Origin of the sequence: Coleofasciculus sp. E2-BRE-01 (assembly GCF_040221695.1) — a bacterium.
In the GTDB taxonomy this organism is placed as follows: Bacteria; Cyanobacteriota; Cyanobacteriia; order Cyanobacteriales; family Coleofasciculaceae; genus Coleofasciculus.
In genome coordinates, this window is sequence record NZ_JAVKEA010000078.1 from 36,663 (window position 1) to 46,159 (window position 9,497).

A 9,497-nucleotide genomic window follows, 5' to 3' on the forward strand; every position below is an offset into this window, starting at 1 on the left:
GTTTTTTAGTCTTTGTTCTTTTTCGTTAATCTAAAAAAATGACTCAAGTACTTAGCAAAACTCAATCCTTTCCTCTATCCCCCATTCAGCAGACACATTGGTTTCTGTATCAGTTAGCCTCTCAGGGACTTGATGATAAACGATCCATCGCTTTACGGATTCAATCTCTGGTTAATGTAGACGCCATAGTTAGGGCATTTCAACAATTAATTGACCGTCATCCCAGCCTACGGAGTACATTCTGCGATCGCGAGGGTCAATTGACTCAGGAAATCCGCGATACAGGCAAGGTTGATTTTGACGCGATCGATGTCTCTAACCAAAGCGATCATGAGTTTAATACAACTCTGGTAAACATGACAACTGTTCCCTTTAACCTAGAACATAATTCAGGATTACGGGTAAGACTATTGAGTCGTTCCCAAGCCGACCATATTCTGTTAATCACGGTTCATAAAATAGCCAGTGACGAAGAATCTTTACTGATATTAATCGATGAAATTTTAACCATTTATAACGATTCCATTCCGTTTAAAGGAGAGAATTCAAAGCCTCTCTCCTTGCAGGAGAGAGGTTTGGAGAGAGGTTCCAATCCCATGAAAAGTAAGCTGCATCAGTCTGTTCAAAACTGGGTACAGCTAACAACCAATCCTTTAACTCCTTCCCAATCCGAACACTTTAAAACCTATTGGCACAACAAACTAGCCGGAGAATTGCCTGTATTAGACTTACCCGGAAGTGCAACTCGTCCCCCCTTACGCACCTATAACGGTTCCGCGTCTCAATTAAAACTTGGTCGCAACATAACCCAAAACCTCAACCAACTAGCACAGCAATCAGGCGTCTCCCTGGATACGCTTCTTCTGTCCGCATTTAAAGTATTACTTTACCGTTATACCGGAGAATCTGATATCCTTGTCGGGATGTTGAATAGTCCCCGAATTAAACCAGAATTTACCAGAACGATTGGTGATTTCAGTAACATCGTGGTGACTAGAGATGAGATTACTGGCAATCACACCTTCACCGACGTTCTCCGACAAGTAAATCAGACGGTGACTGAAACAAAAGATTATCAAGACTATCCCTTTCCCCAATTAGTCAAAGAATTACCCGCCGCCTCGAACTTGAGTCATTCCCCAATTTGCCAAGCCTCATTTACCTTCCAGAATTGGCAGTCATTGCCAACAACTTCTCAACTCTTTGAGGCAACAGCAAATAATCAGCTAACTCGATGCGGTACACTGGAAGTCAGCTACTTTCAACTCCCCCAGAATAGCGTCGAGTTTGACATCAGCCTAGAGATTATTCAATTAACCGATTCCTTGCTGGTTTCGCTGCAATACAACAGCGATTTATTCGACGCTGATACAATATCCCAGATTATCCAGCATTACCAAAACTTACTAACAGCAATTATCACCACCCCCAATCAACCCGTGGGTTCCTTACCTGTACTGAGTGACACTGAACAACAGCATATTTTACAGGATTGGAATGCTACCCAAACCGACTATGATTTATCTCGCTGTCTGCACCACTTAATTGAAGCCCAAGTCGAGAAAACGCCCGATGCTATTGCTGTCATCTTTGACAATCAAAAATTAACCTATCGCCAATTAAATAGCCGTGCCAATCAACTCGCCCATTACCTACAAAAATTAGGCGTCAAACCCGAATCCTTAGTCGGAATTTGTGTCGAACGTTCCCTAGAAATAGTTGTGGGACTTTTGGCAATTCTCAAAGCCGGGGGTGCTTATGTTCCCATTGATCCAAGTTATCCCGTTGACCGGATTGCCTACATGCTGGCAGATTCCCAGGTGCCTGTATTACTCACTCAACACCCCTTAGTTCCACACTTACCAAAATCCACCGCTAAAATCATCTGCCTAGATACTCAATGGGACGATATTGCTACAGAAAATAACCATAATCCGGATAGCACCGTTCAACCCGAAAACCTAGCTTACGTGATTTATACTTCCGGTTCAACGGGTAAACCCAAAGGCGCAATGAACACCCATCGGGGAATTTGTAACCGTTTGCTATGGATGCAACAAACCTATCACCTCACACCCGAAGATTCGGTTCTCCAAAAAACCCCCTTTAGTTTCGATGTTTCCGTCTGGGAATTCTTCTGGACATTAATGACGGGGGCTAGTTTAGTCGTAGCGAAACCCGGCGGACATCAAGATAGTCGATATTTAGTAAATCTAATCACCCAGCAGCAGATTACCACACTGCACTTTGTCCCCTCAATGCTGCAACTTTTCCTAGAAGAACCCGACATCAATCGGTGTCAATCCCTAAAGCGGGTGATTTGCAGTGGTGAAGCCTTACCCCTTGACCTGCAAAACCGTTTCTTCTCCCGGTTAGACTGCGAACTCCACAACTTATATGGTCCCACCGAAGCCGCCATTGATGTCACCTATTGGCAATGTCAACGCAATAGTAATTCAAGCATTGTTCCCATCGGGCGTCCAGTCGCCAATACCCAAATTTATATCCTTGACCCCTATTTACACCCCGTTCCCATTGGCGTTCCCGGTGAAATCCATATCGGCGGCGTACAAGTCGCCAGAGGCTATTTGAATCGTCCCGAATTAACCCAAGAAAAATTCATTGCCAACCCCTTTCAAAACCCACCCCGACAGACACACCATGGGTCAAAATTGTATAAAACCGGAGATTTAGCCCGTTATCGTCCCGATGGCATTATAGAATACCTACGTCGAATTGACCATCAAGTCAAAATTCGTGGCTTTCGCATCGAACTCGGCGAAATTGAAAATGCCTTGACTGAATATCCTCAAATTCGGGAAGCTGTCGTCATTGCCAGAACCGAAAAATCGGGAGGAAAACAGTTAGTCGCCTATTTCGTATCCACTCAGGAAAAACCCAGTCCCGGTATCTTACGTAACTTCCTCAAAGAAAGCCTTCCTGATTACATGATTCCGGCGGCTTTTGTCAGCTTAGACTCATTACCGCTAACCCCCAATGGTAAAGTCAATCGTCGCGCCCTCCCTGCACCTAACCCCGCCAGTTTTGGGGGCGAAACCACATTTATCGCCCCTCGGAATCATCTGGAACAGCAATTAGCCAAAATTTGGTCAGACTTATTAGATATCGACAAAATAGGCATCAACGATAACTTCTTTGAACGGGGTGGTCATTCCCTATTAGCCCTGAAATTAATGGGAAAAATCCAGCAACAGTTTGGTCAAACCTTGCCGTTAACCACCCTGTTTATGAGTGCCACGATTGCCGAATTAGCCACTGTGATTAGCCATGCAGAGGTTCAGTCCTATTCTGCCATCGTACCGATTCAGACTCAAGGAAGCAAACCCCCATTTTTCTGTGTCCATCCTGCTGGCGGAAATGTTCTCTGTTATCTAAAATTAGCCGATTATCTCGGTACAGACCAACCATTTTATGGGTTACAAGCCCAAGGGTTTAATCAAGGGGAAGAAGCGTTAACGCGGGTGGAAGATATGGCACATCTCTATGTCAAAGCCATCCGAGAGGTACAACCCGAAGGACCTTATCAAATTGGCGGTTGGTCATTTGGTGGAATTGTGGCGTATGAGATTGCCCAGCAGTTACAAAAACAGGGTGAAGAAGTCAGTCGGCTAGCTATTTTAGACTCGTGGGTACCGATTATATTGGATCAAGCCAAAAAAATTGATGATCACTACTTAGTCGGCGTGTGTTCCCGCGTATTTGGGGGTATGTTTGGTCAAGATAACTTAGTTTCCCCCGATGAATTACAAGGATTAACGGTTCCCGAACAAATCGACTACATTCTCGCCAAAGCGCAACAGGTTGGCGTGTTTCCCACTGAAGGGAATTCGGCACAAAATCGGCGGATTTTGGATGTATTGGTGGGAACATTAAAAGCCACTTATTCCTATAAACGCCAGCCTTATCCGGGAAAAGTCACTGTTTTTCGGGCGCAGGAGAAGCATTTACACGCCCCTGATCCTCAGTTGGTTTGGGTGGAGTTATTTGCTATTTTAGACGCCCAGGAGATTGATGTGATTCCGGTTCCTGGACATCATTATTCGTTTATTCTGGAACCAAATGTGCGCGTTTTAGCAGAACGTCTTGCTGCTTGCTTAAACTGAATGTCACTGACTGGTATGCTGGTGGGCAATGCCCACCCTACGGTATCTCTATCACTCATCAATGTCCAGCAAGTAGGTTGGGTTGAGGTACGATTATACCACTATTTTATTAGAGGCTAAACTCCATAACTGTGAGACTTGTACCCGTATAAACGACTTGTTCTAGTTGAAAACCACTCGCTTTAAACAAGTCCTTATATTCTTGTTCCGTGCGCCAGTAACCTCCTGGATTTGTAATCATCATCTGAACGGCTGCCAAACCGGGTATCGTTCCATCTGGATATTCTACTGGTGCGCCGAGAGAGGGAACTAGAGTTTGTAGAAGTATTACTTTACCATCTGCTGGGAGAGCTTCCCGACAGTTAGTCAGGACCTTAATTGAATCTTCCTTACTAAACACCGATAGAAAATACTTCATTACGATCGCATCGGCACCTTTTGGCAATGATTCTAAAGCACTCCCACCCATAACTTGTACGGCATCGCTGACTCCATATTTTAAAAGATTATTAGGAGCAGTTTCTACTTCATGGGGCAAGTCAAATAAAATACCTTTACAGCCGAACTTTTTGACAATATTTGCAATTAAAGTCCCTTGATTTCCGCCTAGATCCATCACGGTTTTAAACCGACCAAAATCATAAGCTTCAAATAAGGGTTCCACGGCTTCATTTGTTAAAAAACTCATGGCATTGTTAAACAGGCGTTTGCTGTCTGGATTCTCGGTCATATAGGAACTGTAAAAATCTTGACCTTTAGCCAATTCAAAAGGCACTTTTCCTGTCTTTAAGCTGTTTTCTAATTCCCGCCAAGCATCCCACATATTGGGTTCTGTAATGTGCATTAAAAAATGACCCACAGAGGGAGAATCATCAGTGATCAGAAGTTCCGATAACTCTGTCGGGGCAAAAACGCGCCCCGGTTTTTCGGCAAACACGCCTAAATGAGCTAAAGCACGCAGCACAACATAAAGCTTTTCTGCTTTTGTTCCTGTTTCTTCTGCTATTATCTCAACAGTTTTAGCTCCCGATTGCAACAAGTTGGGGATGCCTAAATTTGTGGCTACATAAAGGCACTGACTTTGCCAGTAACCATATATAATTTGGTAAATTTTTTTCTTAGATTCAGACGCCGTTCCTAGCATAATTAATCTCCAAAATTTTTCCTCTTTTCAGTACCCAGTCGCAATCATACCAATATTTCCCGAAACTGTACACCGACAGAAATAATTCGGTTATAATTCAGGCTGATTTTTTGATGGGAACAGTCATAACTGAGGAGAACCTTGAGCAATTACTCCCGCTCGTTCTTCTTGCAGACAGCAAACTTTAGTCGTAGAATGGTCAGACCATTGGCGTCGCTCAGCTTCTTCATAGTCTTTGATGGTTAAGCTTAAATGAGGAACACAAACGTCGTGCTGACTAGCCAGAGCCAGAGCCAGCCGTAAATCTTTATGGAGTAATTTTACAGTAAAGGCAGGGTGTTGAGATAAGTCATCACAGCGTCGTGAGAACCAATAGTGAGGTAAGCCGTGAATGTCCCCAGGATTCTGACCAAACGATCCCAAACGTAGCACATCCCAAATCGTTTGTAGGTCGATTCCCGAAGCTAAACCTAAGGTAATTCCTTCACTCACCGCTTGAACCGTGATAGCATTTACAGCATTGTGGATCAGTTTGCATCGAGTTCCGGTGCTAATTTCTCCACAGTAAATAACCTGATCAGCCATTAATTGGAGGATGGGTTCAACTCGCTCAAACGTTTCCCGTGAGCCGCTAGGCAGAATCGCTAAACCCATGCCTTGCTGACTTTGAGTCCCTACCGGGCAATCATTAAAGGGGGCATCTAACATCTCAATTCCCAGTTTTTCCATGGCGTGATGAATTCTGAGAACTGTTTCGGGAGAATTGGTGGTAATATCCACGTAGACACTGCCTGGTTGCAATCCTTGGCTCAGGTTTTGTTCACCCTCTAGTACGGCTGTGATTACATCATCAGGAGTTGGTAAGGCAGTAAAGATAATCTCTGAACGGGTTGCAAGTTCGGCACAACTCTGAGTAACTTTTGCACCTAGAGATTGCAACTGTACCATGGAATCTTGATTGACATCGTAGACATAAACCGAGTAACCATGGGCGAGAAAATTAGCGGCTTGTTTTCCTCCAATATTGCCGCAACCAATGATGCCAATGGTGGGACAATTGGGGCGGGATTCAGTTCCTGAGTTGCTATCAGTTGATACCATAATGTAATGAATTAAGTTTGTTTTTTATATAGCAACCGCCATAGCAGTTATGACACATCATTTATGTAGAGACGCGCCATGGCGCGTCTCTACAATGGTGCCGAACGTCCTAATCAATGTGTCTACTGCTATATTAGCATAGATAGACAAAATATATGAATAAAGATTAACAAGCTTATTTAGTTTGTTTAGTGTATCCTATAACCCTTGTAGTTTATCTGCCATAGACTAAGTTTCAACGATTAAAATAATTCTATTTTGCCTCCTATCAAAATTCAAAAGCCAAAGAATCCAGCATAGACTTACTTTTATCATGTCCAACTTCCAGATAAATCTCTAATAATTCTTCGTATGTCGTTTCACCGCCAAGGATTGACCAAAAATCATGTCCAATGACTACAGTTTCCTCAAACGGTAGATAATTTAAAGCCTGTGACCATTTATAATCAGCTTTTGTCGAACCGTCCCTTGGCAGCCGATTCATAATGTTCCTTCTGGCGTTCCGCTTCAGCAAAGGCAGTAATACTAACCTGTGCGGTAATATCATAACCTCGATTTACCGTTGGATAATAGTCTTGAGCTATGATGCGAGCGCATTCTTCTACAGAGTTGCCCAAACGGGTACTTAATCCGCGTTCAAACTGGTTGATGCGAATTAATTTTGGTGGAATCAGTGCGGCTTGAAAGGGTTTCAATTCTCCTTTAACAGATCGGCGTGATAAATACTCCGATGCGCTATCAGGTTTGAGGATTTCTCGACCTTTATATTCATTGACTAACCCTTGGATAAATTCTTCTAAATAGCCTTTAATTTTTGAACGAGTTATGTTATTAATAACCGCCATTTAAATTCCTTCTACAAAATAACATTGAGTAAAGCTTTCGCCAAATGATAAACAACAGGAACTGAAACAGCATTTCCCAGTTGATACTTAGCCGTTGCTTGATTAGCCGCCAGTTTAAACCACTCTGGAAACCCTTGCAATCTGGCGTAGTCTTGCGCGGTAAGTCGCTTAAATTTTCTCTTTCTATAAATTTCTTTGATGAATGTTTGTTTATAAACTTCAGGCTCTTGACATTTCAGGGATTTGGTTGCCACAAAGTCTCTTGTTCCGGTCGCCGTTAACGTAGCGATTACATCGGCATGAGGTAAGAATATTTTAGAAACACCGTTAATACCTGAAGATATTTTTGAATTGACAAACTCATATCCTTTATGATCAACATAACGAATAATTTTTTTAGAGACTAATTTTTCAAGTTCCTCAATTTTCAGTTCAGGAACAAGCTGGCTTAATGTCGCAAAGCTTAAGGGATTGCCATCCTTAGGACCATAGATCTTCTTGCGTCTATTCTTTAAAATCGTTTTACAGATTAATTTTTCTCTAGTCGTTGTTTTTATTAATTCCCAAGAATGGATCGTTGTATGTCCATCTCTGATATCCGCGAAAACAAAAAAATCATTGAGTTCATCTATTTTTTGAAATCTACCTCTGGAGGCTGGTATTTTTCCATCAAATAAAATCTCTGGAGGAAACTTTTTTTTAGTAAACTGACAACGTTCAATACCATCAATGACATCATAGAGCTTGAGCGACTTACCTAAAGGCTTAGGAAATTCAAAGCTTTTACTCTTTTCTATATCATTTCTGATGCCGACGATAAATACTCGATCTCTATCTTGAGGCAAACCAAAATCGTAGGAGTTAAGCACTTCAAAATCAACATGATAACCACATTGGGTTAAACTCTGAATAATGTAGTTCAAGCTGGGTTTATTTCTGGGTTCTGTTAACCCTTTAACATTCTCCAGGATAAATCCTTTAGGTTGGTTCACCTGTACGACTCTAAACACATCAATCCACAGCTTACCTCTCGGATCATCTAACCCTTGTAATTTACCCGCAATAGACCAAGGTTGGCAAGGGACGCCACCAACCAAAATATCGACCTCAAACGGCAACTTATGCAGCGCTGTTATGTCTCCTAAATATAGTTCATCTGCATTTATATAACTAATAAAGTTTTTCTTGTAGACGTTAATGGCTTCTTGGTCTATCTCTGAGTAACCTAAACATTTACCACCAAACTCTTCTAGAGGAATTCTAAATCCACCAATGCCGGCGAATAAGTCTACGAAAGTAAATTTAGGTTGAAAGAATATAAGATTAGTAGGTTTGAATGATTGAAATAATTCTATTTGTTCGCCATGGTCTAAAGATTTCATAGGATTGAGGTTAATCGTAGTCAGTGGTCGCTCCGAATAGAGATCATTTAATTATTGTAGATAAGTTCTACCCGTACTGCAACCTGGACGCGGTAAGCGCAGCTATCCCGAAGGGAATCGCGCGTTTGACCCAATCCGCTTATGATATCCAGTTGGGTAGGATTGATTATCATTAGTCAGGGTTCAGAATTTGATTCATATTGGCACAACGTAATCGGGAAAAATTTATCTCCATTTTTCTGATTATCTAAAATTTAGAATGGCATAAAAATATTTGGAGAGGGGTATCGGTTGAAAATCAGGACTTAAGTGGAAGGTCATTATAGGCAATCCACCAGCAAACCAGCTATGCCATTAATCTCTAGCGCGATCGCTAGGCTTCATACTCCATCAGCTACCCTAGGAATAACTACGACCATACTATTCCCCACGGAGATATCAACCATGAGTACAATTCAACTCGATATTCCCGAAGAAATATTAATCAGTCTCAAAGAAACACCCGAAACCATTGCTAGAGAACTCCAGCTATTAGCCGCCGTAAAACTCTTTGAACTGGGAAAACTTTCATCCGGACGAGCCGCTCAATTAGCCGGAATCTCACGAGTAGAATTTATGATGTTACTAGGGCGTTATCAGGTATCTCCCTTTTCTTTAACCCCAGAAGAATTAGAGCAGGATGTCAACAATGCCTGAATCCCTAATCATTGTCAACACATCACCCCTACTCTATCTCCACCAAATTACTCCGCCTCGGAATCAATTCCGAGGCTCATAGCGAAAGTCGTCTGAAGACGACTAATAAGAAACAGAAAGTAGTGGTGTGGCACACCTTATTTGATGAATTAGAATTACGCCCGGAAACTGTAGGGGCGCAAAGACTTGCGCCCGATTCAATGAT

General features: G+C 42.3%; 8 protein-coding genes. 3 read left to right on the plus strand and 5 right to left on the minus strand.

Annotated elements, in window-relative coordinates; translation table 11 throughout:
• Window positions 1-38: 38 nt before the first annotated feature.
• Window positions 39-4,124: an amino acid adenylation domain-containing protein gene (locus tag RIG66_RS09600; protein WP_446377440.1), complete on the plus strand. Its 4,086-nt coding sequence runs from the start codon at window positions 39-41 to the stop codon at window positions 4,122-4,124.
• Between the two features lie 109 nt (window positions 4,125-4,233).
• On the opposite strand, the gene RIG66_RS09605 is transcribed toward RIG66_RS09600, so the two are convergent.
• From RIG66_RS09605 to RIG66_RS09625, 5 genes are all read right to left on the minus strand, one after another.
• Window positions 4,234-5,268 (minus strand): methyltransferase, encoded by a 1,035-nt coding sequence (locus RIG66_RS09605; protein ID WP_446340012.1) that lies wholly within the window; start codon window positions 5,266-5,268, stop codon window positions 4,234-4,236.
• Between the two features lie 123 nt (window positions 5,269-5,391).
• Entirely contained in the window at window positions 5,392-6,369 is a 978-nt protein-coding gene (locus RIG66_RS09610) for an NAD(P)-dependent oxidoreductase (RefSeq protein WP_446377442.1), read from the minus strand.
• A gap of 268 nt (window positions 6,370-6,637) precedes the next feature.
• Window positions 6,638-6,853, minus strand: coding sequence for a TdeIII family type II restriction endonuclease (locus RIG66_RS09615; protein ID WP_446377444.1), 216 nt, complete (start codon window positions 6,851-6,853; stop codon window positions 6,638-6,640).
• The gene (locus RIG66_RS09620) at window positions 6,816-7,214 is read right to left on the minus strand and encodes a TdeIII family type II restriction endonuclease (protein ID WP_446377446.1); all 399 of its coding nucleotides are present in this window, start codon (window positions 7,212-7,214) and stop codon (window positions 6,816-6,818) included. Before RIG66_RS09620 ends, RIG66_RS09615 begins: the two co-directional genes overlap by 38 nt.
• Before the next feature lie 11 nt (window positions 7,215-7,225).
• Window positions 7,226-8,596 (minus strand): DNA cytosine methyltransferase, encoded by a 1,371-nt coding sequence (locus RIG66_RS09625; protein ID WP_446377448.1) that lies wholly within the window; start codon window positions 8,594-8,596, stop codon window positions 7,226-7,228.
• Between the two features lie 444 nt (window positions 8,597-9,040).
• Here RIG66_RS09625 and RIG66_RS09630 point away from each other — a divergent pair, with 444 nt between their 5' ends.
• Both RIG66_RS09630 and RIG66_RS09635 read left to right on the plus strand, forming a co-directional pair.
• A complete protein-coding gene (locus tag RIG66_RS09630) occupies window positions 9,041-9,292 on the plus strand; it encodes a UPF0175 family protein (RefSeq protein WP_446377452.1) in 252 nt (83 codons plus the stop codon).
• Between the two features lie 11 nt (window positions 9,293-9,303).
• Window positions 9,304-9,497 (plus strand): hypothetical protein (locus RIG66_RS09635; protein ID WP_446377450.1); only part of this gene is annotated, 194 nt, incomplete at its 3' end.